Raw genomic sequence first — 25,806 nt, 5'->3', positions numbered from 1 at the left:
TTCTCGACTCAGGCCACCAACTGGGCGACCGAACACATCATCCAGACGAAGCCGGCGACAGATACAAGCGCCAAAGACTCACGCGCGATCCGGACCATAACATCCCTCCACAGCTCGTTGGCCAGTTGCCTTTTTGTTCTCTATTCCCCTTTCGTTCTCATCGCAATAGTCCACAGGCAAATTGCGAGCTTTTTTGCCGCGTGGGGTTGATAGTCGCGCCACAACCTTCCGGCTCTGGCCTTGCCGGCGGGAACACGGCAGAAGCCGTTTCATGCGCCTGATCATCGACACCGACACCGCCGGAGACGACGTCTTCTCCCTGATGCTCGCCCTGCGCCGCCCGGGCGTGACCGTCGAGGCGATCACCATCAGCCACGGCAATGTCGGCTTCGAGCAGCACGCCGAGAACGCCCTCGTGACGCTGGAGGCCTGCGAGGCGGCCGGCGTTCCGGTCTATCTGGGGACCCAGAGGCCGTTCAGCCGTGTTCCGCTGGACGCCGCCTATGTGTTCGGCGCCGACGGCATGAGCGACGCGGCGTTCCCGAAGACCGCCCAGCGCCCCTCCCCCGGCCACGCGGCCGACGAGATCGTGCGGCGGGTGATGGAAGCGCCCGGCGAGATCACCCTGCTGGCCCAGGCGCCGCTGACCAACATCGCCCTGGCCGTGCTGCGCGAGCCGGCCATCGCCCAGGCCGCCAAGGCCCTGTGGGTGATGGGCGGCACCGACAACGGCGTCGGCAACGTCACCCCCGCGGCCGAGTACAACTTCTATGCCGATCCCGAGGCGGCCAAGATCGTCGTCAACGCCGGCTTCGACCTGCACGTGGTGACCTGGACCGAAACCCTGCGCGACGGCCTGCTGAGCACGGCGCAGCTCGCCGAACTGGATGCGATCGGCACGCCGCGCGCCAGGTTCTTCACCAAGGTCAACGAGGCCTCGCTGGCGTTCGCCCGCGACACCGAGGGCCTGGACGGCAGCCTGCACCCCGACGCCCTGACCTGCGCGGCGATGCTGGACGAGGCCCTCGTCCTGGACGCCGAGCGCTGCGTCATCGACGTCGAGACCATGGGCGAGCTGACGCGCGGCTATCTCAGCGTCTCGCACTCGATCCTGCCGGACATCGAGATCGCCGACCCGGCCCTGAAGCGCCGCGAACCCAACGCCCGGGTGATCAAGAAGATCGACCAGGCCGGGTTCTTCAACGCGATGCGCGAGGCGCTGCTCTAGACCCTAGAAGGTCTGCGGCTCCAGGTGGCCGTCGCGCAGGGCGAAGACGCGGTCCATGTAGCGGGCCAGTTCCATGTTGTGGGTGGCGATCAGGGCGGCGACGCCCTGGCCGCGCGCCAGGTCATAGAGCGCCTGGAAGGTGGCCGCCGAGGTGCCGGGATCGAGGTTGCCCGTCGGCTCGTCGGCCAGCAGGAGCTTGGGCGAATTGGCCAGGGCGCGGGCGATGGCCACGCGCTGCTGCTCGCCGCCCGACATCTGGCCGGGCTGGTGATCGACGCGAGCCGCGAGGCCCAGCTGGCTGAGCAGCCCCACGGCGTGCTCGCGAGCCTCGCCGCGACGGCGACCGGCGATCATCAGCGGCAGTTCCACGTTCTCGGCGGCCGTGAACTCCGGCAGCAGGTGGTGGAACTGGTAGACGAAGCCGACCGTCGACAGCCGCACCTTGGTGCGCTGGCGCTCGGAAAGCTTGGAGCAGTCCTTGCCGTCGACGGCGATGACGCCGGCGTCGGGGCGCTCCAGCAGACCCGCGGCGTGCAGCAGCGACGACTTGCCCGAGCCCGAGGGCCCGATCAGGCCGACCACTTCGCCCGGATAGACGTCGAGATCGACGCCACGCAGCACGGTCAGCTTGCCGGCCTCGGTGACATAGGTGCGCTCGACGCCGCGCAGGGCCAGGACCGGACTACTCATAGCGAAGGGCCTCAACGGGATCGAGGCGCGAGGCCCGCAGCGCCGGCGGCAGGGTCGCCAGCACGCTCATCAGGGTGGAGATCGAGACGACGCCAGCCACCTCGGCCCAGTCGATCTTGGCCGGGATATGGGCCAGGAAATAGATGTCGGCGCTGAACACCGCCGTGCCGGTGACCCACTCGACGAAGTTCTGGATGGCGGTGATGTTGGCGCAGAACAGCGTGCCCAGCAGCAGGCCCGCCAGGGTGCCGGCCACGCCGATCGAGGCGCCGGCCATGATGAAGATGCGCAGGATCGAGGACCGGCTGGCCCCCATGGTGCGCAGGATGGCGATGTCGCGGCCCTTGTTCTTCACCAGCATGACGAGGCCGGAGATGATGTTGAGGGTGGCGATGGCGACGATGAAGAACAGGATCAGCCGCATGACCTTGCGCTCGACCTGCAGCGCGTTGAAGTAGCTGCTGTTCTTGTCCATCCAGTCGGTGATGAAGGCGCCGGGGCCAACCGCCTGCTCGATGGTGGCCTTGGCCGTCTTGGCGTTGTCGGGATCGGTGAGCTTGACCTCGACATAGTCGATGGCCGTGTCGCGCCCGAAGAACGGCTGGGCCTGGGCCAGCGGCATCATCACGTAGGACTCGTCGAACTGGCTCATGCCGACGCTGAAGATGCCGCCGACCACGTAGTCCTTCTCGCGGGTCGAGGTGCCGAAGGCGGTGGCCGGGCCGGCGGGCGAGATCAGGGTGATCGGGTCGCCGACCGAGAGACCCAGGTTGCGCGCCATGCGGTCGCCGATCAGCACCATGTCGCCGCCATACTCGCCCTCGCCGAAGCCCTCGAGCGAGCCCTGCTTGATGTTGGCGGAGATCAGCTTCATGCCGCGCAGGTCGGCCGGGTTGACGCCGCGGACGATGGCGCCGGTCACCTGGTTGGGACCGATGACCATGGCCTGGGCCTCGACCAGGGGCGCGGCCTGGATAACGCCGGGCACGGCCTTGATGCGGGCGATGACGCCCTCGCGGTCGGGGCCGTTCACGAGCGGTCCCTGGGCGTAGATATGGCCGTTGAAGCCGAGCAGCCGGCCGAGCAGTTCGGCGCGGAAGCCGTTCATGACGCTCATCACGGTGATGAGGGCGAAGACCGCCAGCATCACCGCACTGAACGAGATCACCGAGATCAGGGCAACGCCGCCGTTCTTGCGCTTGGTGCGCAGGTAACGCCAGGCGACCGCCCGTTCCCAGGTTCCGAAAGGCCCCGCGCCGATAGCCATCAGGCGGCCTTGCCGGTCAGACGAGCCAGGACCGCGTCGAGCGGCTCGGACACGCGCTCGCCGGTCTTGCGGTTCTTCAGCTCGACCAAGCCCTCGGCGACGCCCTTGGGACCGACGATCAGCTGCCAGGGCAGGCCGATCAGGTCCATGGTGGCGAACTTGGCGCCGCCGCGCGCATCGGTGTCGTCGTAGAGCACATCGACGCCGGCCGCCTGCAGGGCCTTGTAGGCGGCGTCGCAAGCCGCGTCGCAGGCGCCGTCGCCCTGGCGCATGTTGACGATGCCGACGTGATACGGCGCGACGCTTTCCGGCCAGATGATGCCGCCGTCGTCGTGGCTGGCCTCGATGATCGCGCCCAGCAGGCGCGAGACGCCGACGCCGTAGCTGCCCATCTGGACCGGCACTTCCTTGCCGTCGGGACCCATGACCAGGGCCTTCATCGGCTCGGAATACTTCGTGCCGAACGAGAAGATGTGGCCGACCTCGATGCCGCGGGCCGACAGGCGGTCGCCCTCTGGGATCGCGTCGAAGGCGGCTTCGTCGTGCATTTCCTCGGTGGCGGCGTAGAGCGCGGTGCGCTGGTCGACCAGCGGCTGCAGGTCGCCGTACCATTCGACGTCCGGGCCGGGCGCGGCCATCTCGACCAGGTCCTTGTGGCAGAAGACGGCGCTTTCGCCGGTCTCGGCCAGGACGATGAACTCGTGGGAAAGGTCGCCGCCGATCGGGCCGGTGTCGGCGCGCATCGGCACGGCCTTCAGGCCCATCCGCGAGAACAGGTTCAGATAGGCCACGAACATGCGATTGTAGGACTTGCGCGCGCCCTCGGCGTCGAGGTCGAAGCTGTAGGCGTCCTTCATCAGGAACTCGCGGCCGCGCATGACGCCGAAGCGCGGACGGCGCTCGTCGCGGAACTTCCACTGCACGTGGTAGAGGTTCTTGGGCAGGTCCTTGTAGGACCGCACCGAGCCGCGGAAGATCTCGGTGACCATTTCCTCGTTGGTGGGCCCGTACAGCAGTTCGCGCTCGTGGCGGTCGGTGATGCGCAGCATCTCCGGGCCGTAGGCGTCGTAGCGACCCGACTCGCGCCACAGGTCGGCCAGCTGCAGGGTCGGCATCAAGAGCTCGATGGCGCCCGCGCGATCCATCTCCTCACGGACGATCTGCTCGATCTTATTGAGCACCCGCAGACCCAGCGGCAGCCAGGCGTAGATGCCGGCGGCCTCCTGGCGGATCATGCCCGCGCGCAGCATCAGCTGGTGGGACGCGATCTGGGCGTCGGAGGGAGCTTCTTTCAGAACGGGCAGGAAGTAGCGCGACAGGCGCATGGACGGAACGTCTCCGGGGGAATTCGAGGCGTTGAGATAGCCGGTCGCCGTTCAGCTTGGCAACGCGCGCGGCGAAAAGATGACGTTTTGAGTGTCGAGGACGTCCAGGCGGCGAAACCGCGCTCACTTTCGCCTGACGCCCTCGAGCTAGGCTAAACGAAAAGAAGGCCGCGCGGTTCACTCGCGCGGCCATCAAGTTCATCGTCGGGGAAGACGCCACAGAGCAAGGCCGAACCCGGCCTCGTCATGACAATCTAAGCCTCCGAACGACTGTTGGGGCATCCGATTGCCGCCAAGTGGGCAAGTCGGCCTGTTTCGCCCAACCGATGGGCGTTTGACGGGCAGAAGGCCAGCGCCCGCCCAAGGCTTGGGCGCCGGGCCGCGTTCTGCAAATTTTTCAATAGGTGGACGGCAGGTCCGGCAGACTCACCAGCTGGAACTTCACCACCAGCCAGAACACCACGAACACCACGACCGAGATCCAGGTGGTGGTGAAGAACTTGCGCTTGAGGTTCGGGTTCACCGGCGCGCCGGGATCCGCGCCCGGCGGCGGCTCGATTCCCAGCTCGTGATAGCTGCGCGTGCCGATCGGCAGCACGGCGAACAGCACCGTCCACCAGATGGTCAGGAAGATCGCGATGCCGGTGATCGGACCCATCAGTGGTGCGCGTCCTTGGGGCTTTCCATCAATTCCACGAGCAGGCCGCCCATGTCCTTGGGGTGAACGAAGACGATCAGCGTTCCGTGGGCGCCGATCCGGGGCTCGCCTAGCACGGTCGCGCCCTTGGCGACCAGAGAATCGCGCGCCTCGTAGATGTTCTCGACCTCGAAGCAGATGTGGTGCTGGCCGCCCTTGGGGTTCTTGGCGAGAAACCCGTGGATCGGCGAGTTCTCGCCATAGGGCTCGATCAGCTCGATCTGGCTGTTGGGCAGATTGACGAAGCACACCCAGACGCCCTGCTCGGGCATGGCCCACTTGTCGGTGACCGAGGTGGCGCCGAGCAGTTCGCGATACATCTTCACCGACTCGTCGATGGACGGGGTGGCGACGCCGACGTGGTTGAGCCTGCCGATCATGGTGCGGGGTCCTGGCTATAGAGGATCTGGCCGCCCACTAACCGCGCCTCCGCTCACGGCAGTCAAGCCGTGCGAGCGCCCTTCAGCCAATGGAAGCGGACGGGCAGGATCGGGATCAGCAGGAAGCCCAGCACGAACCCGCCGAGATGGGCCTGCCAGGAGACCAGGATCATCCCCTGCTGCGAGGCGAGGCCATAGGCGCCGGCGGCGACCACGACGATCAGGTTCATCACCACGAAGGAGCCAACCGAGCGACCGACCTGCGGCGAGAAGATCGGCGCCAGTTCCGCCCTCCCCGGCCCCGCCAGGCGCGCACCGGCGCCCCACAGGCCGCAGATCGCGCCCGAGGCGCCGACCAGCCAGCTTTCGGGGCTGAGCACCATCGACAGCATGGCCCCGGCCACCCCGCAGACCAGGAACAGCGCCGCGAACAGCAGGCCGCCGACGGCGTCACGCCCGAAACGCTGGGCCAGGCCCGGCCCCAGGCCCACCAGGGCGGCCGAGTTCATGGCGATGTGGAACCAGCCGGCATGCATGAAGATGTAGCTGATCGGCGTCCACCACAGCCCCTCGCGGAAGTTGCCGGGGTGAAAGGCGCCGAGGCTGAGCAGTTCGTTTTCGAAGCCCAGGGGCGCGCTGGCCAGTTGGACGGCGAAGACCGCCCAGATCAGGCCGAGCGTCACCAGCACCGGCCAGGCCTCGAACCAGAGGATGGCCGGTCCCGTGCCGAACAGCCTCTCGCGCCGGGGCGCGGGGGTCTCTTCGGTCAGGGTCGGATCCTCTGGCGTCGACATGCGGCGATCAGAGGCGCAGGACGGTCGTCTCGACGACCGGCTTGCGTTCCCAGATGCGGAAGGCGGCCTTCTTCACCGCGCGCGAGATGGCGTTCTCGATGGTCTCGTCGATCTCGCGATCGTCGCCCGACAGGCGCTTGAAGGCCTCTTCGGCCTCTTCCGCCAGATCGTCCAGAGCCTCGTCGAGGGGGTACTCCTCGTCGCCGGCCAGACCCAGACCACGCACCTGCGGGCCCGAGACCACCTTGTTGCGGCCGTCGAGCACGATCGACACGGCCAGCACGCCGTTGAACGCCGCGTGGCGGCGCTCGCGCAGGGCCTCGCCGTTCTCGGGCGTCACGACGCCGCCGTCGACGTACAGCCGGCCGGCCGGCACCTCGTCGATGATCTCCGGATGGCCGGGGGCCAGGCGCACCATGTCGCCGTTACGGGGCGAAACGGCGTGCGGGACCTGCAGGTCCTTGGCGAAGGCGGCGTGCTCGAGCAGGTGGCGGCGTTCGCCGTGGGTCGGCACGGCGATCTGCGGCCGGGCCCACTGGTACATCTGCTTGAGCTCGTCGCGGCACGGGTGGCCGGAGACGTGGATGCCGGGGGTGTCGCGCTCGGTGTGCAGGCGCACGCCGCGGTCGGCCAGCTTGTTCTGCAGGTTGCGGATCGGGATCTCGTTGCCCGGGATCACGCGCGAGCTGAACACCACGTGGTCGCCCGAGGAGAGCTTGACGTGCGGGTGGTTGCCCTCGGCGATGCGGGCCAGAGCCGCCCTCGCCTCGCCCTGGCTGCCGGTGCAGAGATAGAGGATCTCGTTCTCCGGCATATGCTTGGCCTGGTCGTCGTTGACGAACGGCTCCAGGCCGTCGAGCAGGCCGACCGAGCGGGCCGCGGCGGCCATGCGGTGCATCGAGCGGCCGGCCAGGCAGACCTTGCGGCCGGCGGCCTGGGCGGCGCGGATGACGGTGTCCATGCGGGCCACGTTCGAGGCGAAGCAGGCCACGGCGATCTTGCCGGTCAGGCTGGCGATCAGCTTGTTCATCTCGACGCGGACGTCGGCTTCCGAGCCGGCGGTGCCTTCGACGAAGACGTTGGTGCTGTCGCAGACCATGGCCAGCACGCCCTCGTCGCCGAGGCGGCGCAGGGCGTCGACGTCGGTGGCGGCGCCGAGCTGGGGATCCGGATCGATCTTCCAGTCGCCGGTGTGCAGGATGGTGCCCAGCGGGGTCTTAATCGCCAGGCCGTTGGGTTCGGGGATCGAGTGGGTCAGCGTCACCATTTCCAGGTGGAACGGCCCCAGGTCGAAGTTACCGCTCAGCGGCACTTCGTGGATCTCGACCTCGTCCAGCAGGTTGGCGTCGCGCAGCTTTTCGCGCAGCAGGAAGGCGGTGAACGGCGTGGCGTAGACCGGGGCCTTCAGCTGCGGCCACAGCCAGGCGACGGCGCCCAGGTGGTCTTCGTGAGCGTGGGTCAGCACGATGCCCAGAATGTCCTTGGCGTAGGGGACGATATATTCCGGGTCGGGCAGGATGATCTCGACGCCCGGCGTGGTCTGGTCGCCGAAGGTCACGCCCAGGTCGACGACGATCCACTTGCGATCGTGCGCCGGGCCAAAGCCGTACAGGTTGAAGTTCATGCCGATCTCGTTCGACCCGCCCAGGGGCAGGAAGACGAGCTCGTCGTCAGGGTGCTTTTTCATTCGTTCTCTAGGTGGGTATTGCGGCGATGAATTTCGAGGAGACCACGGATGGTCAGATCAGGGTCGAAGTGGTCGATGCTGTCGGTGGCGCCCTCGAACAGCGAGGCGACGCCGCCGGTGGCGACCACGGTCAGGGGTTCGCCGCGCTCGGCCTTGATGCGCGCGACCAGCCCTTCGATGAGTGAGATATAGCCCCAGAACACGCCCGATTGCATGGCGCTCACCGTGTCGGTGCCCACGACGCGATTACGGGCGGGACGCTGGATGGCGATGCGGGGCAGCTTGGCGGCCGCTTCGTGCAGCGCCTGCATGGAAAGATTGATGCCCGGAGCGATAATGCCGCCCTCGAAGGCGCCGTCAGCGCCCACCACGTCGAAGGTGGTGGCCGTGCCGCTGTCGATGACGATCAGCGGGCCCTTGTAGGCCATGCTGGCGCCCACGGCGTTGACCAGACGGTCGGCGCCGGCCTCGCTGGGCTTGTCGATGCGGACGTCGACGCCGAGCTTGGCGTTCTCGCCGATCACCAGCGGCTCGACGTTCAGGTAGCGGCGCGACAGGTTGCGCAGGTTGAACAGCGACTGGGGCACGACGCTGGAGATGATGCAGGCGTCGAGCGCCCGGAACCCCAGGCCCTGCATCGACATCAGCTGCGACAGCCAGACCACGTATTCGTCGGCGGTGCGGGTGCTCTCGGTCGCCGCGCGCCACTGGGCGATCCACGACTGGCCGTCGTGGATGGCGAACATGGTGTTGGTGTTGCCCTGTTCGATGGCCAGCAGCATCAGGGGTTTCCTCCGAAGAAGACGTCGCCGGCGGTGATCCGGCGCAGTTGGCCGTCGGCCAGGCGCAGGCGCAAGGCGCCATCGGCGTCGAGGCCCTCGGCGATCCCTTCGATCGTCTCGGTCGAGAGCCGCGCGGTGCAGGGCTCGCCCAGGCCGTGGGCCTTGGCGGTCCAGGCGTCGGCGATGGCGGGGAAGCCCAGGCGGGTCCAGACATCGAGCCAGCGGGCGAAGGCCGGGGCCAGGATCTCGATCGCCTCCACCGGCGAGGGCGGCGGCTCGGCCCGCCAGGTCGGCAGGGCCGTGGCCGGGCGCTCGCTGTCGATGGGCTTGCGGGCGAGGTTGACGCCGATCCCGACGGCCAGCCACAGGCCGCCTGCGGGGCTCTTGCCGGACTCGACGAGGATGCCGCTGATCTTAAGCCCGCCGACCATCGGGTCGTTGGGCCATTTCAGGCTGACCAGCCGCTCGGCGACATAGGCGCTCAGCAGGTCGGCGACGGCCAGGGCCGCCACGAACGAGATCTGCGCGGCCTCGGCGGGCGGCTTGTCGGTGGTGAGCAGGAGGGTTGCGGCCAGGTTGCCGTCGCCGGTTTCCCAGGCGCGGCCCCGGCGACCGCGGCCCGCGGTCTGCCGCAGGCCGACGATCCAGACCGGGCCCGCCTGCCCCGCTTCCGCGCGGCGGCGAGCCTCGGCGTTGGTCGAGTCGATCTCGTCGAGAACGACGACGGGCGGCCCCTCGGCGGACGCGCCCGTCACGTCACGCGTGGCCAAAGGCCGCCGCGGCCGCCTTGGCGGCGGGGTCGAGCCAGACCAGGGCGATCAGGACGATCGGGAACGAGAACAGGGCCGCGGCGAAGCCGATCGCGCGAGCGGTCGGTTGCGGCTTGTCCACCGCGCTGGTCGGCGCGTCGAACCACATCGTCTTGATCAGACGCAGGTAGTAGAAGGCGGCCACGACGCTGCCGACCAGGCCGATGACGGCGGCCCACTGCAGCGGCACGTCGCCCGAGCCCATGGCGGCCTTGAAGACGTAGAACTTGGCCCAGAAGCCCGAGAACGGCGGCAGGCCCAGGGCCGACAGCGAGAACGCGGTCATGGCCAGGGCGACGCCCGGACGTTCCTTCACCAGGCCGGCCATATCCTCGATGGTCTCCATCGGCTTGCCGTCGCGGGTCAGCGCCTGCAGGCAGGCGAAGAAGCCGGTGACGTCGACCATGTAGAGCACCATGAACACCAGCATCGAATGCAAACCCACCTCGCCGCCGGTGGCGACGCCCAGCAGGGCGTAGCCGACGTTGGCGATCGAGGAATAGGCCCACAGGCGCTTGAGGTTGCTCTGGGCCAGACCGGCGAAGGCGCCGACGAACACCGACAGCAGGGCTGCGATGATCAGCACCTGGCGCCATTGGGCCACGGCGTCCGGGAAGGCGTCGCCCAGCACGCGGGCGAACATCATCATGGCGGCCAGCTTCGGCGCGGCGGCGAAGAAGCCGACGACCGGGGTCGGGGCGCCTTCGTAGACGTCCGGGGTCCACATGTGGAACGGCGCGGCCGAGACCTTGAACGCCAGGCCGCAGATCACGAAGATCAGGCCGAACAGCAGGCCCACGCCATGGGCGCCGTGCGAGGCCGCGGCGATGTCGACGAAGCGGGTCGAGCCCGAGAAGCCGTAGATCAGCGAGGCGCCGTACAGCAGGATGCCCGACGACAGAGCGCCCAGCACGAAGTACTTCAGGCCCGCTTCCGAGGCCTTGGCGTCGTCGCGGCGGAAGGCCGCCAGGACGTACAGGGCCAGCGATTGTAGCTCGACGCCGATATAGAGGCTGATGAGGTCGCCGGCCGAGGCCGTGATGCCCATGCCCAGCGCGGCCAGGATCACCAGGACCGGGAACTCGAACTTCTGGTCGCCGCGGGCGGCCAGCCAGCGGTCGCCCAGCACGATGGCCAGGGCGCTGAACAGGAAGATCGCGACCTTGGCGTAGGTGGCGGCGGCGTCGGCCGAGTAGACGCCGTTGAAGGCGTCGCCGCGCGGTCCGTGGATCGCGAAGGCGGCGGCGACCACCAGGGCCAGCACCGAGGCGCCCGTGAAGACCGGCGTGGTCTTCTTGGAGAAGGCGCCCCAGACCAGCAGCAGCAGGGCCGAAATCGCCAGGACGACTTCAGGCAGGACGAGGGAGAAGTTGGCGGAGAACGTCATGGGATCCCTCACCCGCCCACGGCGGCGCGCCAGGCGCCGACGAGCCCGTCGACGGACGACGCGGTCAGGTTGAACACAAGATTAGGATAGATGCCGAGGACCAGGGTCATGATGATCAGCGGCGCGAAGAGCAGGATTTCCCGCGCGTCGAGGTCCTTGATCGTCTTCAGTTCGGGGTTGGTGATCTCCCCGTACATGACCCGGCGGTACAGCGTCAGGGCGTACATGGCCGACAGGATCACGCCGGTGGCCGAGACGATCGCCGTCCAGGTCGAGGCCTTGTAGACGCCCGTCATGGTCAGGATTTCGCCGACGAAGCCCGAGGTGCCCGGCAGGCCGACATTGCCCATCGTGAACAGCAGGAACACGAAGGCGTAGTGCGGCATGCGGTTGGTGAGGCCGCCGTAGAAGGCGATCTCGCGGGTGTGCATGCGGTCGTAGACCACGCCGACGCAGAGGAAGAGCGCGCCGGAGATCACCCCGTGGCTGATCATCTGGAACAGGGCGCCCTGCTCGCCGGCGGCGTTGCCCGAGAAGATGCCCATGGTCACGAAGCCCATGTGGGCGACCGACGAATAGGCGATCAGCTTCTTGATGTCGGTCTGACGGAAGGCGACCAGCGAGGTGTAGACGATGGCGATGCCCGAAAGGGCGAAGACCAGCGGCTGGAACATCTCCGAGGCGTTCGGGAACATCGGGATGCTGAAGCGCATGAAGCCGTAGCCGCCCATCTTCAGCAGGATGCCGGCCAGGATGACCGAACCCGCCGTCGGGGCTTCCACGTGGGCGTCAGGCAGCCAGGTATGCACCGGCCACATCGGCATCTTCACCGCGAACGAGGCGAAGAAGGCCAGCCACAGCCAGGTCTGGAGCCACGGCGCGAACTTGTAGGTCATGAGCTCGGGGATCGACGAGGTGCCGGCGATCGAGATCATGGCCAGGATGGCCGCCAGCATCAGCACCGAGCCGAGCAGCGTGTAGAGGAAGAACTTGTAGGCCGCGTAGATCCGGCGCTTGCCGCCCCAGATGCCGATGATCAGGAACATCGGCACCAGGCCCCCTTCGAAGAAGAGGTAGAACAGCACCAGGTCCAGCGCGCAGAACACGCCGATCACCAGGGTCTCGAGGACCAGGAAGGCGATCAGGTATTCGACGACGCGCTTTTCCACCGACTTCCAGCTGGCCACGATACAGATCGGCAGCAGGAAGGCGGTCAGCAGGACGAGCAGCACCGAGATGCCGTCGATGCCCATGCGGTAATGCAGGCCGCCGAACCAGGCGATGTCTTCCACGAACTGGAAGCCGGGGTTCTTGGCGTCGAACTGGAGCGTCAGCACCAGCGACAGGGCGAAGGCGACCACGGTGGTCGCGAGCGCGATCCACTTGGCCAGGGTGTCGGTCTTGGCGCCGGGACCCTGGATGGCCCGAGCCACCAGGATAACGGCCACGCCGACGAGCGGAGCAAAGGTCGTAAGGCTGAGCAGGCCGGTCATCGATCCGTCCTCAACGGAATGCGTAAAGGGCGAACGTCAGCAGGCCGGCGACGCCGAGCAGCATGACGAAAGCGTAGTGGTAGACGTAGCCGGTCTGGGCTTTGCCCGTCTTGCGGCCGACGGCGTAGGAGACGGCGCTGACGCCGTCCGGACCCAGGCGATCGATGATCTTCTGGTCCCCGCCCTTCCAGAACAGGTCGCCGAGGAACTTGGCGGCCCGCACGAAGGTGGCCTCATAGAGCTCGTCGAAGAACCACTTGTTGTAGAAGAACACGTACAGCGGGCCGTTACGCTCGGCGAGCTTGAGGCCCAGGCGCTCGTTGCCCCTGATCAGGTAGACGTAGACCGCGATCAGCAGGCCGACGATCGAGGCGATCAGCGGGCTCCACTTCACCCACTCGGCCACTTCGTGGGCCTCGTGCAGCACGTGGTTGGTAGGCGCGTTGAAGATCGCGCCGCGCCAGAACTCTTCCTGGTGGTGACCCACGAAGTAGCCGGTGAAGACGAAGCCGGCGGCGACCGCGCCGATCGACAGTACGACCAGCGGCAGCAGCATCACCCAGGGGCTCTCGTGCGGCTTGTGATCATGGCCGTGGCCGTGATCGTCATGACCGTGATCGTCGTGCGCGCCATGGGCATGGTCGTCATGACCATGGGCGGCGTGCGCGTGATCGTCGTGGCCATGAGCGTGCGCATCATGGGCGTGGTCGTCGTGACCCCAACGGGCCTTGCCGTTGAAGGTGAAGAAGGCCAGGCGCCAGGAGTAGAACGAGGTCAGGCCGGCCACTAGGACGCCGATCGCCCAGGCGAACATGGCGATCTGGTTGTGCGAGCCCGCGGCGAACGCCGCCTCGATGATGGTGTCCTTCGAGTAGAAGCCGGCGAAGCCCAGGTGCAGCGGCGGGAAGCCGAGGCCCGTGATGGCGATCGTGCCGATTGTCATGGCGATGAAGGTCACCGGCAGCAGCTTGGCCAGGGCGCCGTAGCGACGCATGTCCTGCTCGTGGTGCATGCCGTGGATCACCGAACCGGCGCCCAGGAACAGCAGCGCCTTGAAGAAGGCGTGCGTGAACAGGTGGAACATCGCCGCCTGGTAGGCGCCGACGCCGGCCGCGAAGAACATGTAGCCCAGCTGCGAACAGGTCGAGTAGGCGATCACGCGCTTGATGTCGTTCTGGGTCAGACCGACCGTGGCGGCGAACAGGGCCGTGATGGCGCCGATCACCGTGACGATGTTCTTGGCCACCGGGGCGTATTCGAACATCGGCGACAGCAGGCACAGCATGTAGACGCCGGCGGTCACCATGGTGGCCGCGTGGATCAGGGCCGACACGGGGGTCGGGCCTTCCATGGCGTCAGGAAGCCAGGTGTGCAGGAAGAACTGGGCCGACTTGCCCATCGCGCCGATGAACAGCAGGAAGCAGGCGATGTCGACCAGCGGCCAGCTGTGGCCCGCGAACTCCCAGGTGCGCGAGGCGCCGGCGGCGATCATCGGGAACAGTTCGTGGAACTGGATGGTGCCGAAGGCCCAGTAGGTGGTCATGATGCCAAGGGCGAAGCCGAAGTCGCCGACCCGGTTGACCACGAAGGCCTTGATGGCCGCGGCGCTGGCCGAGGGCTTCTTGAACCAGAAGCCGATCAGCAGGTACGAGGCAAGACCCACGCCTTCCCAGCCGAAGAACAGCTGCATGAAGTCGGCGGCGGTGACCAGCGACAGCATGGCGAAGGTGAAGAGCGACAGGTACGCGAAGAAACGCGGCTTGCTGTCGTCCTCGGCCATGTAGCCCCAGGAATAGACGTGCACGAGCGCCGAGACGGTCGTGACCACGATCAGCATGGTCGCCGACAGGGCGTCGATGCGGATCGACCAGTTGGCGACGAAGTCGCCGATGTGGATGAACGGCAGCAGGGTGACCGTGAAGGCCTCCATGTGCCCCCAGGTCCACTTGCTGAACGTGAACCACGACAGCGCGCAGGCCAGGATCAGCAGGCCGGTGGTGACCGACTGCGACGCGACGTTGCCGATCCGCCGGCCGAACAGGCCAGCGATGATCGCGCCCACCAGCGGGGCGAAGACGAGAATGGTGACGAGCGATTGCACTGGGTCAGCCCTTCATCATGCTGGCGTCGTCGACCGCGATGTCGCCGCGGTTACGGAAGAAGGTCACCAGGATGGCGAGGCCGACGGCCGCCTCGGCGGCGGCCACGGTCAGCACGAACATCGCGAAGATCTGGCCCACCACGTCATGCAGGTAGGCCGAGAACGCCACCAGGTTGATGTTCACCGCGAGCAGGATGAGCTCGATCGACATCAGGATGACGATGATGTTCTTGCGGTTCACGAAGATACCGAAGACGCCGATCGTCAGAAGGATGGCGGCGACGATGAGGTAATGCGGAAGGCCGATCATTCGCTGATCCCCTCGCCCGGCTTGATCTGCACGAGTTCCATTCCGGTCTTGGGCGTACGGGCGATCTGCTTGCCGATGTCCTGGCGCTTGACGCCCGGCTTGTGGCGCAGGGTCAGGACGATGGCGCCGATCATGGCGACCAGCAGCACCAGGCCCGCCGCCTGGAAGAAGAAGACATAGTCGGTGTAGAGCACCCGACCGAGCGCCTCGGTGTTGCTGAAGCCGCCCGGCGAGGCGTTAGGCAGCGCGTTGGCGCTGGCCTTGCCGTTGGTGGCGACGCTGACGGCGACCATGATCATCTCGATGGTCAGCACGCCGGCGACGAGGCCGCCGATGGGCAGGTATTGCGCGAAGCCGTCCCGCAGCGCTTCGAAGTCGATGTCGAGCATCATGACCACGAAGAGGAACAGCACCGCGACCGCGCCCACATAGACGACGATCAGCAGCATCGCCAGGAACTCAGCGCCCAGAAGGACGAAGAGGCCGGCGGCCGAGAAGAAGGCGGTGATCAGGAAGAGCACCGAGTGCACGGGGTTCTTGGCCGACACGACGAGAAGACCCGCCGCTATCGTCACGAACGCCAGCAAATAGAAAGCTATCGCCTGCAAGGCCATTGGCCAGGGTGCTCCCCTGAAAGTTCAAATAACGACGACGCGCGAAATACACGCCGCCAACCTCGGATTCGCGCCGGACCGTTTAGCGGTACGGAGCGTCCAACTCCAGATTCTTCGCGATCAGCCGTTCCCAACGGTCACCGTTGTCGAGCAGCTTTTCCTTGTCGTAGTAGAGTTCTTCACGCGTCTCGACCGCGAACTCGATGTTCGGGCCTTCGACGATGGCGTCCACCGGGCAGGCCTCTTGGCAGAGACCGCAGTAGATGCACTTCACCATGTCGATGTCGTAGCGGGTCGTACGGCGGCTGCCGTCCTCGCGCGGTTCGGCCTCGATGGTGATCGCCTGAGCGGGGCAGATGGCCTCGCACAGCTTGCAGGCGATGCAGCGCTCTTCCCCGTTGGGATAGCGACGCAGGGCGTGCTCGCCACGGAAACGAGGCGACTGCGGGCCGCGCTCGTTCGGGTAGATCACGGTCTTCTTCGGCGCGACCAGATACTTCATGGCCAGGCCGAAGGCGCCCGCGAAATCGAGCAGGGCCACCCCTTTGACCGCTTGCGTGATGCGCTGGAACACCAGAGCTCTCCTAACACTTTTCCTTAGGGAAAGGACGGACGTCCCTACCCCGCTCTTCCTGCTGACGCCGCACCTGCTGGCGCAGCACGCAGTCCTTGGTCTCTTCCTCGGCCTTCCGGCGGGCCTCGATCTGCTCCTCGAGCGATCGCTCCCGCGGCGGCCGAATGCTTCGCCCCGGTATCGTGCAGCCGGCCAGCAGGCCGATCACCGCGATCCCGAGGACGACCCGCCTCATTTCCCGGCTCGGGGAATGACGCAGGTGTAGTTCGAAAGCTGGGCGGGATCTCCCCCGTCCATCTTGGCCTGCAACGTCCCGCCCTCGGCCTTGCACTTGTCGCCGGCCCGGCGCAGTTCGTCGTAGTTCACGATCCCCCGTCCCAGCGAATAGGAGCGGTCCGAGGCCTCGCTCGACGCGCATGCGCCCAGCGAAGTAAGGACCAGCCCCGTCAAGGCCAGGGCGGCGGGGCGCATCAGCCCGCCACCGGCGAGAAGACGCGCCAGCCGGCGACCAGGGCGACCAGCACCAGCGACATCGGCAGGAAGACCTTCCAGCCCAGTCGCATCAGTTGGTCGTAGCGGTAGCGAGGCACGATCGCCTTAGCCATGGCGAACATGAAGAACCAGAAGACGATCTTGGCGTAGAACACCAGGGCCAGGGCCAGCTTGCCCCACCAGCCCCACATCGCCACCAGGTCGATCGGCAGACCCAGGTTCCAGCCGCCGAAGAACAGCACGCTGATCATCGCGCACATCAGCACGATGTTCGAATATTCGGCGACCATGAACAGCAGGTACGGGGTCGACGAGTACTCGACCTGGTAACCGGCCACGAGTTCGGATTCGGCTTCCGGAAGGTCGAAGGGCGGGCGGTTCGTCTCGGCCAGGGCCGAGATGTAGAACATGCCCATGGCGATCACCATGACCGGCAGCAGGATGATGTTCTTGAGGCCGCCGCCGCCGAACACGTTCCAGTTCCAGATCCAGCCGGACTGGTTCTCGACGATGGTCGACAGGTTCATCGAGCCGGCCAGCAGGATCACCGTGATGATGATCAGGCCGATCGAGACTTCATACGACACCATCTGCGCCGCCGAACGCAGCGCGCCCAGGAACGGGTACTTCGAGTTCGAAGCCCAGCCGCCCATGATGATGCCGTAGACGCCCAGCGAGCTCATCGCCAGCAGGTAGAGGATGCCGACGTTCAGGTTGGAGACGACCCAGCCCGGCGCGAACGGCACCACGGCCCAGCCGATGAAGCCCAGAACCAGGCTGATCAGCGGGGCCAGCAGGAAGATCGCCTTGTCGGCGCCGGCCGGGATGACGATTTCCTTCAGCACGAACTTGCCGAAGTCGGCGAAGGACTGCAGCAGGCCGAAGGGGCCGACGACGTTCGGGCCCTTGCGCATCTGGACGCCGGCCCAGATCTTGCGGTCGGCCAGCAGCAGGAAGGCCAGGCTCAGCAGAACCCAGATCACGACCAGCAGGATGCCGCCGAGAGTGAGGCCGAACCAGATAAGCGGGTTGGTCTGAGACACGGCTTACTCCGCGGCGATCTTGGCGGCGGCCGAGACGTTGGCCGCGCACTCGGCCATGGTCACGCTGGCGCGCGCAATGGGGTTGGTCAGGTGGAAGGCCTTCACCGGGCTCTCGAACGGAGCATCGGAGACGTCCCCTTCCCCACCGACGGCGGCGAGGTCGAACACGGTCGGGACCGAGCCCGGCGCGAAGTCGATCTGGCCGAAGGTGGGGTGATCGGCGAACAGCTTGGCGCGCAGCTGGTCCAGGCTGTCATAGGGCAGCTTGGCGCCCAGCACTTCCGACAGCGCCCGCAGGATCGACCAGTCTTCCTTGGCCTCGCCCTTCGGGAACACGGCGCGCTTGCCCATCTGCACCCGGCCCTCGGTGTTGACGTAGAGGCCGTTCTTTTCGGTGTAGGCGGCGCCCGGCAGGATGACATCGGCCTTGTGGGCGCCGGCGTCGCCGTGGGTGCCCAGATAGATCTTGAAGGCGTCGCTGGCGGCGGGCTCGCACTCGTCGGCGCCCAGCAGGAACAGCACGTCCAGCGCGCCCGGCTTCAGCATGTCGCGAGCCGAGAGAGCGCCCTCGGCCGGGACGAAGCCCAGGTCGAGGCCGGCCACGCGGGCGGCGGCGGTGTGCAGCACGTTCCAGCCGTTCCAGCCTTCGCGCACGACCTTGAAGGTCTTGGCGACGCCGGCGGCGGCCTTGAGGATCGCCGCGCCGTCGGCGCGGGCCAGGGCGCCCTGGCCGATGATGATGGCGGGACGCTCGGCGGCCTTCAGGGCGGCGACGAAGTCGTTCTTGGCCTTGGCCAGGCCCGACAGCGTCTTGGCGCCGGCGCCGAGGTAGTCGTAGTCGAACGTCAGGTCGGCCTGTTCGCCGATGACGCCGAAGCGGGTCTTGCCGGCGATCCACTGCTTGCGGAAGCGGGCGTTGAGGACCGGAGCCTCGAGGCGCGGGTTGGCGCCCACGAACAGCACGACATCAGCGTCTTCGATGCCGGCGATGGTCGAGTTGAACAGCCAGCTCTCGCGCGGGCCATTGCCCAGGGCCGTACCGTCCTGGCGGGCGTCGAGGTTCTTCACGCCCAGGGCGGTGAAGAGGTCCTTGGTCGCCTTCAGGCTTTCGGCGTCCTGCAGGTCGCCGGCGATGACGCCGATGCGCTCAGGGGCGGTCGCCTTGATCTTGGCGGAGACGGCGGCGAAAGCCTCAGACCACGTGGCCGGCTTCAGCTTGCCGTCAACGCGGACGTACGGGCGGTCGAGGCGCTGGCGCTGCAGGCCGTCGACGGCGTAGCGCGTCTTGTCGCTGATCCACTCTTCATTGACGTCCTCGTTGACGCGCGGCAGCACGCGCAGGACGGCGTTGGCGCGGGCGTCGACGCGGATCGAGGAGCCCAGGGCGTCCTGGACGTCGACGCTCTCGGTCTTCTTCAGTTCCCACGGGCGGGCTTCGAAGGCGTAGGGCTTGGAGGTCAGGGCGCCGACCGGGCACAGGTCGATGACGTTGGCCGACAGCTCCGAGGTCACCGCGGCGCCCAGATAGGTCGTGATTTCAACGTCTTCGCCGCGCGAGATCAGGCCGATCTCCGGCGAGCCGGCGACTTCGGTGATGAAGCGGACGCAGCGGGTGCACTGGATGCAGCGCGTCATCACGGTCTTGATGAGCGGGCCCATGGCCTTCTCTTCGACCGCGCGCTTGTTCTCTTCGTAGCGGCTGTCGTCACGACCGTAGCCGACGGCCTGGTCCTGCAGGTCGCACTCGCCGCCCTGGTCGCAGATCGGGCAATCCAGCGGGTGGTTGATGAGCAGGAACTCCATCACCCCTTCGCGGGCCTTCTTGACCATCGGGGTCTTGGTGAAGATCTCCTGGCCCTCGGCGGCCGGGAGGGCGCAAGACGCCTGCGGCTTCGGCGGACCGGGCTTAACCTCGACCAGGCACATGCGGCAGTTGCCGGCGATGCTCAGACGCTCGTGATAGCAGAAGCGCGGGATCTCTTCCCCAGCCAGCTCCGCGACCTGCAGAACCGTCATGCCGGGTTCGAACTCGACCTCGACGCCGTTGACCTTGGCGATTGCCATTCTCGTTACTCCGCCGCGATCAGCTTGGCGCCCTGCACGTGCAGGCGACCGCTACGATAGGAAGCGATCCGCTCCTCCACCTCGTGGCGGAAGTGGCGGAACAGACCCTGGATCGGCCAGGCGGCCGCGTCGCCCAGGGCGCAGATGGTGTGACCCTCGACCTGGGTCGTGACGTCCAGCAGGGTGTCGATCTCTTTCGGATCGGCTTCGCCGGTGGCCATGCGCTCCATGACCCGCCACATCCAGCCGGTGCCTTCGCGGCACGGCGTGCACTGGCCGCAGCTCTCGTGCTTGTAGAAGTACGACAGGCGGGCGATGGCGCGGACGAGGTCGGTGGACTTGTCCATGACGATGACGGCGGCGGTGCCCAGGCCCGACTTCAGGTTCCGCAGGGCGTCGAAGTCCATCGGCAGGTCTTCGCACTGCTCGGCGGGGATCATCGGAACCGACGAACCGCCCGGGATGACGGCCTTGAGGTTGCCCCAGCCGCCGCGAATGCCGCCGCAGTGGTCTTCCATCAGCTGACGGAAGGGGATGCTCATCGCTTCTTCGACGTTGCAGGGCAGGTTCACGTGGCCCGAGACGCAGAACAGCTTGGTGCCGGCGTTGTTGGGACGGCCGAAACCGGCGAACCAGGCCGCGCCGCGGCGCAGGATGGTGCCGGCGACAGCGATGCTCTCGACGTTGTTGACCGTGGTCGGCATGCCGTAGAGGCCAGCGCCCGCCGGGAACGGCGGCTTCAGGCGCGGCTGGCCCTTCTTGCCCTCCAGGCTTTCCAGCAGGGCGGTCTCTTCACCGCAGATATAGGCGCCGGCGCCGTGGTGGACGTAGAGGTCGAAGTCCCAGCCGTGGACGTTGTCCTTGCCGATCAGCTTGGCCTCGTAGGCCTGCTTGACCGCCGCTTCCAGGCGCTCGCGCTCGAAGACGTACTCGCCGCGGATGTAGATGTAGCAGGCGTGGGCCAGCATGGCGCGCGAGGCGATCAGGCAGCCCTCGATCAGGAGGTGCGGATCGTGCCGCATGATCTCCCGGTCCTTGCAGGTGCCCGGTTCGGACTCGTCGGCGTTGACCACCAGGTAGTGCGGACGGCCGTCCTTCACTTCCTTGGGCATGAAGGACCACTTCAGACCGGTCGAGAAACCAGCCCCGCCCCGGCCTCGCAGACCGGAGTTCTTCATGTTCTCGATGATCCAGTCGCGACCGGCGTCAAGAATGTCCTTGGTGCCGTTCCAGCAACCGCGCGCCTTCGCACCTTCCAGACCCCAGTCCTGGAGCCCGTAAAGGTTGGTGAAGATGCGATCCTTGTCTTCGAGGATACCGACCATGACTCTAGCTTTGCGGATCGAATGGATGGGTGCGGACATAGCGCGTCCGCCGGACGATGACATAGGCGAAAAGCAGCCAACCGGCGCCGATCACCAAAAGACCTGTGGGCGCCGCCCAGGCCGGAGCCCCAGGGACCTCCCGCCCCCAGATCAGCAGCAGGACGCCGGCCAGGCAGGCCACGAAACCCAGGACCCGCTCCTTGCGGTAGAGCCCCTTGATCGTGGCCAGATAGGCCGCCCGCCTGGCGGAAAGGTCGTCGCTCAAGGCGCCCTCCCCGCTTGCGGCTCGGAACCGGCTTCAGGCTTGGTGGCCTTCATCCAGCCGAGGATGAACCAGATCTGGGCGCCCAGCCCGACCACGACGGCCAGGATGAACACCGGAAGCAGCCACCAGACGTGGAAGGCCACGTGGCCGACGATCGCCGCGCCGGCCAGCAGGAAGCACACGACGTCGATGGCGAGCATCGTCGTGAGGCGCTTCTTCTGATGGACGGCGACGTCGGTCATCAGGCGGCGGGCTCCGCCTTGGTCTTCTTGGGCTTCTCGGGCAGGTTCGGGATCTTGATCTTCTTGGCCGCCGAGCCGTCGTACAGCTTCGGATCGGTCAGGGTCTGGATCTTTTCCTTCGGCTCCGAGGACTTGCGGCCCTCGTAGCTGCCCGGCTGCGGGGCCTTGCCCGCGGCAAAGTCGTCGAGGATTGCGCTGAGGCTCTCCGGCGTCAGGTCTTCGTAGTAGTAGTCGTTGATGGCGGCCATCGGGGCGTTGCAGCAGGCGCCGAGGCACTCGACCTCTTCCCAGCTGAACTTGCCGTCGGCCGACACGGTGTGGGCCGGGCCGATCTTCTTCTCCAGCACCGACTTCAGGTCGAGCGCGCCGCGCAGTTGGCACGGCGTGGTGCCGCACAGCTGGACGAAGGCGGTCTTGCCGACCGGGGCCAGCTGGAACATCACGTAGAAGGTGGCGACTTCCAGCACGCGGATGACCGGCATCTCGAGCTGCTTGGCGATCTCCTGGATCGCCGGCTCGGAAATCCAGCCTTCCTGCTTCTGGGCCAGCCACAGCATCGGGATCACCGCCGACTGCTTGCGGGCGGCGGGATACTTGGCCTTCCACCAGTCGGCCTTGGCCTGGCTGTCCTTCGAGAAGGCGAAGCTGGCGGGCTGCTCTTTGGCGAGACGACGAACGCTCATCGTGCGAAATCCACGCGGACGATCTTGTCGCCCTTGAAGGTGTAGATGGCGGCGACCTGGAAGGGCGCGTCGCCGTTGCCGCGGTCGACGTGCTCGTGATCGATCACGTTCGAGCCGACCACGATGCGGTTCAGGAGCTCGGCCTTGTTCTTGGGGAACTCGGCGAAGGTCTTGGCGTAGAAGGCGCGGTAAGCCTCGATGCCCGTGCGCGCGACTTCGCCGTTCAGGCCGGCCACGACCACGTCGTCCGAGAAGTGGGCGCAGTGGGCGTCCAGGTCTTGGGCGTTGTAGGCGTCGAGCTGAGCCTGGGCGATGCTCTCGAGGCTCATCGATCGACCTCGCCGAACACGATGTCGAGCGAACCCAGGATGGCCGAAACGTCGGCCAGCTGGTGGCCGCGGTTCATCCAGTCCATGGCGGCCAGGTGCGAGAAGCCCGGAGCCTTGATCTTGCAGCGGTACGGCTTGTTGGTGCCGTTGCTGACCACGTAGACGCCGAACTCGCCCTTGGGGGCTTCGACGGCCGCGTAGACCTCGCCTTCCGGCGTCTTGAAGCCCTCGGTATAGAGCTTGAAGTGGTGGATCAGGGCTTCCATCGAGCGCTTCATCTCGGCGCGACGCGGCGGGCTGACCTTGTTGTCCTCGGTCAGCACCGGACCCGGCGTGCCGCGCAGCATGGCGACGGCCTGCAGGATGATCTTGGTGCTCTCGCGCATCTCCTGCATGCGGCAGAGATAGCGATCGTAGCAGTCGCCGTTCTTGCCCAGCGGGATGTCGAACTCGAACTCGTTGTAGTTCTCGTACGGCTGGTTGCGGCGCAGGTCCCAGGCGATGCCCGAACCGCGCACCATCACGCCCGAGAAGCCCCAGGCCCACGCGTCTTCCTTGCTGACGACGCCGATATCGACGTTGCGCTGCTTGAAGATGCGGTTGTCGGTGATCAGGCCCTCGATGTCGTCGCAGATCTTCGGGAAGGCCTTGGCCCAGCTCTCGATATCGTCGATCAGCGAGGGGGTGAGGTCCTGGTGGACGCCGCCCGGACGGAAGTAGTTGGCGTGCAGGCGAGCGCCGCAGGCGCGCTCGTAGAACACCATCAGCTTCTCGCGCTCCTCGAAGCCCCAGAGCGGCGGCGTCAGGGCGCCGACGTCCATGGCCTGGGTCGTCACGTTCAGCAGGTGGTTCAGGACGCGGCCGATCTCGCAGAACAGCACGCGGATGACCTGGCCGCGCTTGGGCACTTCAACGCCCAGCAGCTTTTCGATGGCCAGGCAGAACGCATGCTCCTGGTTCATCGGCGCCACGTAGTCGAGGCGGTCGAAGTACGGGATGTTCTGCAGGTAGGTGCGCGCTTCCATCAGCTTCTCGGTGCCGCGGTGCAGCAGGCCGATGTGCGGATCGACGCGCTCGACGATTTCACCGTCGAGTTCGAGCACCAGACGCAGCACGCCGTGCGCGGCAGGGTGCTGGGGGCCGAAGTTGATGTTGAACTTGCGGACCGGGGTTTCCGGGATCACCGGAACCGTCGGTTCGTCGCGGAAGAAGTCGGTCGCCGCGGCGGGCGCGTTCGTGCCAGTCATGACTTAAGCCTTTTCCGCCTTCTCGTCGCCCGGCAGAGCGTACTTCGCCCCTTCCCACGGAGACAGGAAGTCGAAGGCGCGGAACTCGGTGATCTTCACGGGTTCGTAGACGACGCGCTTGAGCTCGTCGTCGTAGCGGACCTCGACATAGCCGGTCATCGGGAAGTCTTTCCGCAGCGGGTGGCCGTGGAAACCGTAGTCCGTCAGGATCCGGCGCAGGTCCGGGTGGCCTTCGAAGAACACGCCGTACATGTCGAACGCCTCGCGCTCGAACCAGTCGGCCACCGGGAACACCGGCGTGGCGCTCGGCACCGGGGTGTCTTCGTCGGTCTGCACCTTCACGCGGACGCGGACGTTCTTCACCATCGACAGCAGGTGGTAGACCACGTCGAAGCGCGCGGCGCGCTCGGGGTAGTCGACCGCCGTCAGGTCCACCAGCTGGTGGAAGCGGTAGTCGGGGTGATCACGCAGATAGGTCAGCAGCTCGACCACGCGGTTCGTCGAACCGAGCAGGTTCAGCTCGCCGAACGCGACAGTGTACGAGGCGATGGCCCCGGCCGAGTTGGCGACGATCGCCTGGCCGAGGGCTTCGAGGTCTTGGCTCATCGCTCGATGGTCCCCGTGCGACGGATCTTCTTCTGGAGCTGCAGCACGCCGTAGACGAGCGCTTCGGCCGTGGGCGGGCAGCCCGGCACGTAGATGTCGATCGGGACGACGCGGTCGCAGCCGCGCACGACGCTGTAGCTGTAATAGTAGTAGCCGCCGCCATTGGCGCAGCTGCCCATCGAGATGACGTAGCGGGGCTCGGGCATCTGGTCATAGACCTTGCGCAGAGCCGGAGCCATCTTGTTGGTCAGGGTGCCGGCGACGATCATCACGTCCGACTGACGCGGGCTGGCGCGCGGCGCGAAGCCGTAGCGCTCCAGGTCGTAGCGCGGCATGGCCGAGTGCATCATCTCGACGGCGCAGCACGCCAGGCCGAACGTCATCCACATCAGCGAGCCGGTGCGCGCCCAGGTGATCAGGTCGTCGGCGGCCGCGGTGATGAAGCCCTTGTCGGCCAGCTGCTGCGACACGCCGTCGAAGAATGCGTCGTGCAGCTTCGGGTCATAGCCCTGCACCGTCGAGCGGCCAGCGGCGCCGGCCGCCGGAAGCGGCGAGCTGTTGGCGGGAACGATCACTCCCATTCGAGGGCGCCCTTCTTCCATTCGTAGATAAAGCCGACAGTCAGAACGCCGAGGAAGCTCATCATCGACCAGAAGGCGAAGACCGAGGCTTCATGCGGAAGCTTCAGCAGGGTCACCGCCCACGGGAACAGGAAAGCCACTTCGAGGTCGAAGATGATGAAGAGGATCGAGACCAGGTAGAACCGGACGTCGAACTTCATGCGCGCGTCGTCGAAGGCGTTGAAGCCGCATTCGTATGCGGACAGCTTTTCCGGGTCCGGCGCCTTGGGCGCGAGCACGGCGGCAGCCAGCATGAAGACGATGCCGATAACCGCCGCGATCCCGAGGAAGATCACGATCGGCAGGTACTGGAGAAGGAAGGCGTTCATGACAGCCCTTGGCTTGAATCGGCCGCGTTGTAGCCCAGTGTCTTCCAGGCTTCAAACGCCCCGGGCACATTGAGAAACGATCGCAACTTCTGGCCATCCACAGGTTCGGCGACATGGCCGTTGACACGAGTCTTCGCCCGACATATCAGACGCCCCTCGCCGCACGGCGGGTCGCACTTTCGCTTCGGCGGAGGGTAATGCGGATGTAGCTCAGTTGGTTAGAGCGCCGGCCTGTCACGCCGGAGGTCGCGGGTTCGAGCCCCGTCATTCGCGCCACCTTCTCCTGGAAGGTCGCGATCCGAGATAAAAGCGAGCGCTTCGTAGGGTTTTACGACCTTACGCGACGCGGATGTAGCTCAGTTGGTTAGAGCGCCGGCCTGTCACGCCGGAGGTCGCGGGTTCGAGCCCCGTCATTCGCGCCAC

30 protein-coding genes and 2 tRNA genes are annotated in these 25,806 nt (G+C 66.6%); 3 read left to right on the top strand and 29 right to left on the bottom strand.

The window, feature by feature from the left end; genetic code table 11:
- Positions 1-8: 8 nt before the first annotated feature.
- On the bottom strand, positions 9-98 hold the full coding sequence (gene sidA / locus AC07NG_RS16480) for a cell division inhibitor SidA (RefSeq protein WP_058346375.1): 90 nt from the start codon (positions 96-98) through the stop codon (positions 9-11).
- Between the two features lie 173 nt (positions 99-271).
- Here sidA and AC07NG_RS16475 point away from each other — a divergent pair, with 173 nt between their 5' ends.
- Entirely contained in the window at positions 272-1,228 is a 957-nt protein-coding gene (locus AC07NG_RS16475) for a nucleoside hydrolase (RefSeq protein WP_494595153.1), read from the top strand.
- Between the two features lie 3 nt (positions 1,229-1,231).
- On the opposite strand, the gene AC07NG_RS16470 is transcribed toward AC07NG_RS16475, so the two are convergent.
- The 28 genes from AC07NG_RS16470 to AC07NG_RS16335 all read right to left on the bottom strand — a co-directional run bounded on the left by AC07NG_RS16470 (position 1,232) and on the right by AC07NG_RS16335 (position 25,383).
- A complete protein-coding gene (locus AC07NG_RS16470) occupies positions 1,232-1,918 on the bottom strand; it encodes an ABC transporter ATP-binding protein (protein WP_110117780.1) in 687 nt (228 codons plus the stop codon).
- Positions 1,911-3,185 carry a lipoprotein-releasing ABC transporter permease subunit gene (locus AC07NG_RS16465; protein WP_494595151.1) on the bottom strand — a complete coding sequence of 425 codons (1,275 nt, stop codon included), beginning with the start codon at positions 3,183-3,185 and terminating at the stop codon, positions 1,911-1,913. The genes AC07NG_RS16470 and AC07NG_RS16465 overlap by 8 nt, the downstream gene beginning before the upstream one ends.
- Complete coding sequence (gene proS, locus AC07NG_RS16460) at positions 3,185-4,510, bottom strand: proline--tRNA ligase (protein WP_494595150.1); 1,326 nt, start codon at positions 4,508-4,510, stop codon at positions 3,185-3,187. The genes AC07NG_RS16465 and proS overlap by 1 nt, the downstream gene beginning before the upstream one ends.
- A gap of 397 nt (positions 4,511-4,907) precedes the next feature.
- Positions 4,908-5,168, bottom strand: coding sequence for a DUF1467 family protein (locus AC07NG_RS16455; protein WP_492855545.1), 261 nt, complete (start codon positions 5,166-5,168; stop codon positions 4,908-4,910).
- Positions 5,168-5,587, bottom strand: coding sequence for a methylmalonyl-CoA epimerase (mce, locus tag AC07NG_RS16450; protein ID WP_110117776.1), 420 nt, complete (start codon positions 5,585-5,587; stop codon positions 5,168-5,170). The genes AC07NG_RS16455 and mce overlap by 1 nt, the downstream gene beginning before the upstream one ends.
- 62 nt (positions 5,588-5,649) lie before the next feature.
- Entirely contained in the window at positions 5,650-6,381 is a 732-nt protein-coding gene (locus tag AC07NG_RS16445) for a rhomboid family intramembrane serine protease (protein ID WP_494595148.1), read from the bottom strand.
- A gap of 7 nt (positions 6,382-6,388) precedes the next feature.
- The gene (locus AC07NG_RS16440; protein ID WP_494595146.1) at positions 6,389-8,068 is read right to left on the bottom strand and encodes a ribonuclease J; all 1,680 of its coding nucleotides are present in this window, start codon (positions 8,066-8,068) and stop codon (positions 6,389-6,391) included.
- Entirely contained in the window at positions 8,065-8,853 is a 789-nt protein-coding gene (locus tag AC07NG_RS16435; protein WP_487288841.1) for a type III pantothenate kinase, read from the bottom strand. The genes AC07NG_RS16440 and AC07NG_RS16435 overlap by 4 nt, the downstream gene beginning before the upstream one ends.
- Entirely contained in the window at positions 8,850-9,605 is a 756-nt protein-coding gene (locus tag AC07NG_RS16430) for a biotin--[acetyl-CoA-carboxylase] ligase (protein WP_487288842.1), read from the bottom strand. Before AC07NG_RS16430 ends, AC07NG_RS16435 begins: the two co-directional genes overlap by 4 nt.
- A 1-nt stretch (position 9,606) precedes the next feature.
- Entirely contained in the window at positions 9,607-11,046 is a 1,440-nt protein-coding gene (gene nuoN / locus AC07NG_RS16425; RefSeq protein ID WP_487288773.1) for an NADH-quinone oxidoreductase subunit NuoN, read from the bottom strand.
- A gap of 8 nt (positions 11,047-11,054) precedes the next feature.
- A complete protein-coding gene (locus AC07NG_RS16420; RefSeq protein ID WP_110117772.1) occupies positions 11,055-12,539 on the bottom strand; it encodes an NADH-quinone oxidoreductase subunit M in 1,485 nt (494 codons plus the stop codon).
- Between the two features lie 10 nt (positions 12,540-12,549).
- Positions 12,550-14,640, bottom strand: a complete 2,091-nt coding sequence (nuoL, locus tag AC07NG_RS16415; RefSeq protein ID WP_492855551.1) for an NADH-quinone oxidoreductase subunit L — start codon at positions 14,638-14,640, stop codon at positions 12,550-12,552.
- Positions 14,641-14,644: 4 nt separating this feature from the next.
- Positions 14,645-14,950, bottom strand: a complete 306-nt coding sequence (gene nuoK / locus AC07NG_RS16410; RefSeq protein ID WP_110117770.1) for an NADH-quinone oxidoreductase subunit NuoK — start codon at positions 14,948-14,950, stop codon at positions 14,645-14,647.
- Complete coding sequence (locus tag AC07NG_RS16405; RefSeq protein WP_110117769.1) at positions 14,947-15,564, bottom strand: NADH-quinone oxidoreductase subunit J; 618 nt, start codon at positions 15,562-15,564, stop codon at positions 14,947-14,949. The genes nuoK and AC07NG_RS16405 overlap by 4 nt, the downstream gene beginning before the upstream one ends.
- Positions 15,565-15,646: 82 nt before the next feature.
- The gene (gene nuoI / locus AC07NG_RS16400) at positions 15,647-16,138 is read right to left on the bottom strand and encodes an NADH-quinone oxidoreductase subunit NuoI (protein WP_487288775.1); all 492 of its coding nucleotides are present in this window, start codon (positions 16,136-16,138) and stop codon (positions 15,647-15,649) included.
- Positions 16,139-16,148: 10 nt separating this feature from the next.
- The gene (locus AC07NG_RS16395; protein ID WP_110117767.1) at positions 16,149-16,373 is read right to left on the bottom strand and encodes a hypothetical protein; all 225 of its coding nucleotides are present in this window, start codon (positions 16,371-16,373) and stop codon (positions 16,149-16,151) included.
- Positions 16,370-16,609: a hypothetical protein gene (locus tag AC07NG_RS16390; protein WP_494595143.1), complete on the bottom strand. Its 240-nt coding sequence runs from the start codon at positions 16,607-16,609 to the stop codon at positions 16,370-16,372. Before AC07NG_RS16390 ends, AC07NG_RS16395 begins: the two co-directional genes overlap by 4 nt.
- The gene (nuoH, locus tag AC07NG_RS16385) at positions 16,609-17,673 is read right to left on the bottom strand and encodes an NADH-quinone oxidoreductase subunit NuoH (protein WP_110117765.1); all 1,065 of its coding nucleotides are present in this window, start codon (positions 17,671-17,673) and stop codon (positions 16,609-16,611) included. The genes AC07NG_RS16390 and nuoH overlap by 1 nt, the downstream gene beginning before the upstream one ends.
- Before the next feature lie 3 nt (positions 17,674-17,676).
- Entirely contained in the window at positions 17,677-19,737 is a 2,061-nt protein-coding gene (gene nuoG, locus AC07NG_RS16380; protein WP_494595142.1) for an NADH-quinone oxidoreductase subunit NuoG, read from the bottom strand.
- Positions 19,738-19,742: 5 nt separating this feature from the next.
- Complete coding sequence (gene nuoF / locus AC07NG_RS16375; protein WP_110117763.1) at positions 19,743-21,062, bottom strand: NADH-quinone oxidoreductase subunit NuoF; 1,320 nt, start codon at positions 21,060-21,062, stop codon at positions 19,743-19,745.
- Positions 21,063-21,066: 4 nt separating this feature from the next.
- Positions 21,067-21,327, bottom strand: coding sequence for a hypothetical protein (locus tag AC07NG_RS16370; RefSeq protein ID WP_487288778.1), 261 nt, complete (start codon positions 21,325-21,327; stop codon positions 21,067-21,069).
- A complete protein-coding gene (locus tag AC07NG_RS16365) occupies positions 21,324-21,569 on the bottom strand; it encodes a hypothetical protein (protein ID WP_494595140.1) in 246 nt (81 codons plus the stop codon). Before AC07NG_RS16365 ends, AC07NG_RS16370 begins: the two co-directional genes overlap by 4 nt.
- Positions 21,569-22,252 carry an NADH-quinone oxidoreductase subunit NuoE gene (gene nuoE / locus AC07NG_RS16360; RefSeq protein ID WP_494595139.1) on the bottom strand — a complete coding sequence of 228 codons (684 nt, stop codon included), beginning with the start codon at positions 22,250-22,252 and terminating at the stop codon, positions 21,569-21,571. The genes AC07NG_RS16365 and nuoE overlap by 1 nt, the downstream gene beginning before the upstream one ends.
- Complete coding sequence (locus tag AC07NG_RS16355) at positions 22,249-22,581, bottom strand: nuclear transport factor 2 family protein (protein WP_110117759.1); 333 nt, start codon at positions 22,579-22,581, stop codon at positions 22,249-22,251. Before AC07NG_RS16355 ends, nuoE begins: the two co-directional genes overlap by 4 nt.
- Complete coding sequence (locus AC07NG_RS16350) at positions 22,578-23,828, bottom strand: NADH-quinone oxidoreductase subunit D (protein ID WP_487288780.1); 1,251 nt, start codon at positions 23,826-23,828, stop codon at positions 22,578-22,580. The genes AC07NG_RS16355 and AC07NG_RS16350 overlap by 4 nt, the downstream gene beginning before the upstream one ends.
- A 3-nt stretch (positions 23,829-23,831) precedes the next feature.
- Positions 23,832-24,434, bottom strand: coding sequence for an NADH-quinone oxidoreductase subunit C (locus AC07NG_RS16345; RefSeq protein ID WP_494595138.1), 603 nt, complete (start codon positions 24,432-24,434; stop codon positions 23,832-23,834).
- Positions 24,431-25,036, bottom strand: a complete 606-nt coding sequence (locus tag AC07NG_RS16340; protein ID WP_110117756.1) for a NuoB/complex I 20 kDa subunit family protein — start codon at positions 25,034-25,036, stop codon at positions 24,431-24,433. The genes AC07NG_RS16345 and AC07NG_RS16340 overlap by 4 nt, the downstream gene beginning before the upstream one ends.
- Positions 25,006-25,383, bottom strand: a complete 378-nt coding sequence (locus tag AC07NG_RS16335) for an NADH-quinone oxidoreductase subunit A (protein ID WP_110117755.1) — start codon at positions 25,381-25,383, stop codon at positions 25,006-25,008. Before AC07NG_RS16335 ends, AC07NG_RS16340 begins: the two co-directional genes overlap by 31 nt.
- Positions 25,384-25,582: 199 nt before the next feature.
- Between AC07NG_RS16335 and AC07NG_RS16330 the strand changes: the two genes are divergently transcribed.
- Positions 25,583-25,659 (top strand) — tRNA-Asp (locus tag AC07NG_RS16330).
- Between the two features lie 69 nt (positions 25,660-25,728).
- Positions 25,729-25,805, top strand: a tRNA-Asp gene (locus AC07NG_RS16325).
- The last annotated feature ends 1 nt before the right edge of the window (position 25,806 follow it).

This window comes from Caulobacter sp. GW821-FHT10C03 (assembly GCF_059415485.1).
Note: the sequence above shows the minus strand (reverse complement) of the source record. Positions and strands in the feature narration are given on the sequence as shown.

Bases quoted from the DNA above. Each gene is read 5' to 3' on its own strand.
- AC07NG_RS16475 (WP_494595153.1), top strand. From the start codon at position 272: ATGCGCCTGATCATCGACACCGACACCGCCGGAGACGACGTCTTCTCC.
- AC07NG_RS16345 (WP_494595138.1), bottom strand. From the start codon at position 24,434: ATGAGCCAAGACCTCGAAGCCCTCGGCCAGGCGATCGTCGCCAACTCG.
- nuoN (WP_487288773.1), bottom strand. From the start codon at position 11,046: ATGACGTTCTCCGCCAACTTCTCCCTCGTCCTGCCTGAAGTCGTCCTG.
- AC07NG_RS16350 (WP_487288780.1), bottom strand. From the start codon at position 23,828: ATGACTGGCACGAACGCGCCCGCCGCGGCGACCGACTTCTTCCGCGAC.
- AC07NG_RS16365 (WP_494595140.1), bottom strand. From the start codon at position 21,569: ATGACCGACGTCGCCGTCCATCAGAAGAAGCGCCTCACGACGATGCTC.
- AC07NG_RS16445 (WP_494595148.1), bottom strand. From the start codon at position 6,381: ATGTCGACGCCAGAGGATCCGACCCTGACCGAAGAGACCCCCGCGCCC.
- AC07NG_RS16420 (WP_110117772.1), bottom strand. From the start codon at position 12,539: ATGACCGGCCTGCTCAGCCTTACGACCTTTGCTCCGCTCGTCGGCGTG.
- proS (WP_494595150.1), bottom strand. From the start codon at position 4,510: ATGCGCCTGTCGCGCTACTTCCTGCCCGTTCTGAAAGAAGCTCCCTCC.
- AC07NG_RS16405 (WP_110117769.1), bottom strand. From the start codon at position 15,564: ATGGCCTTGCAGGCGATAGCTTTCTATTTGCTGGCGTTCGTGACGATA.
- nuoF (WP_110117763.1), bottom strand. From the start codon at position 21,062: ATGGTCGGTATCCTCGAAGACAAGGATCGCATCTTCACCAACCTTTAC.
- AC07NG_RS16455 (WP_492855545.1), bottom strand. From the start codon at position 5,168: ATGGGTCCGATCACCGGCATCGCGATCTTCCTGACCATCTGGTGGACG.
- AC07NG_RS16470 (WP_110117780.1), bottom strand. From the start codon at position 1,918: ATGAGTAGTCCGGTCCTGGCCCTGCGCGGCGTCGAGCGCACCTATGTC.
- AC07NG_RS16340 (WP_110117756.1), bottom strand. From the start codon at position 25,036: ATGGAAGAAGGGCGCCCTCGAATGGGAGTGATCGTTCCCGCCAACAGC.
- AC07NG_RS16465 (WP_494595151.1), bottom strand. From the start codon at position 3,185: ATGGCTATCGGCGCGGGGCCTTTCGGAACCTGGGAACGGGCGGTCGCC.
- AC07NG_RS16440 (WP_494595146.1), bottom strand. From the start codon at position 8,068: ATGAAAAAGCACCCTGACGACGAGCTCGTCTTCCTGCCCCTGGGCGGG.
- AC07NG_RS16335 (WP_110117755.1), bottom strand. From the start codon at position 25,383: ATGAACGCCTTCCTTCTCCAGTACCTGCCGATCGTGATCTTCCTCGGG.
- sidA (WP_058346375.1), bottom strand. From the start codon at position 98: ATGGTCCGGATCGCGCGTGAGTCTTTGGCGCTTGTATCTGTCGCCGGC.
- mce (WP_110117776.1), bottom strand. From the start codon at position 5,587: ATGATCGGCAGGCTCAACCACGTCGGCGTCGCCACCCCGTCCATCGAC.
- nuoE (WP_494595139.1), bottom strand. From the start codon at position 22,252: ATGAGCGTTCGTCGTCTCGCCAAAGAGCAGCCCGCCAGCTTCGCCTTC.
- nuoG (WP_494595142.1), bottom strand. From the start codon at position 19,737: ATGGCAATCGCCAAGGTCAACGGCGTCGAGGTCGAGTTCGAACCCGGC.
- AC07NG_RS16395 (WP_110117767.1), bottom strand. From the start codon at position 16,373: ATGAGGCGGGTCGTCCTCGGGATCGCGGTGATCGGCCTGCTGGCCGGC.
- AC07NG_RS16390 (WP_494595143.1), bottom strand. From the start codon at position 16,609: ATGCGCCCCGCCGCCCTGGCCTTGACGGGGCTGGTCCTTACTTCGCTG.
- nuoK (WP_110117770.1), bottom strand. From the start codon at position 14,950: ATGATCGGCCTTCCGCATTACCTCATCGTCGCCGCCATCCTTCTGACG.
- AC07NG_RS16355 (WP_110117759.1), bottom strand. From the start codon at position 22,581: ATGAGCCTCGAGAGCATCGCCCAGGCTCAGCTCGACGCCTACAACGCC.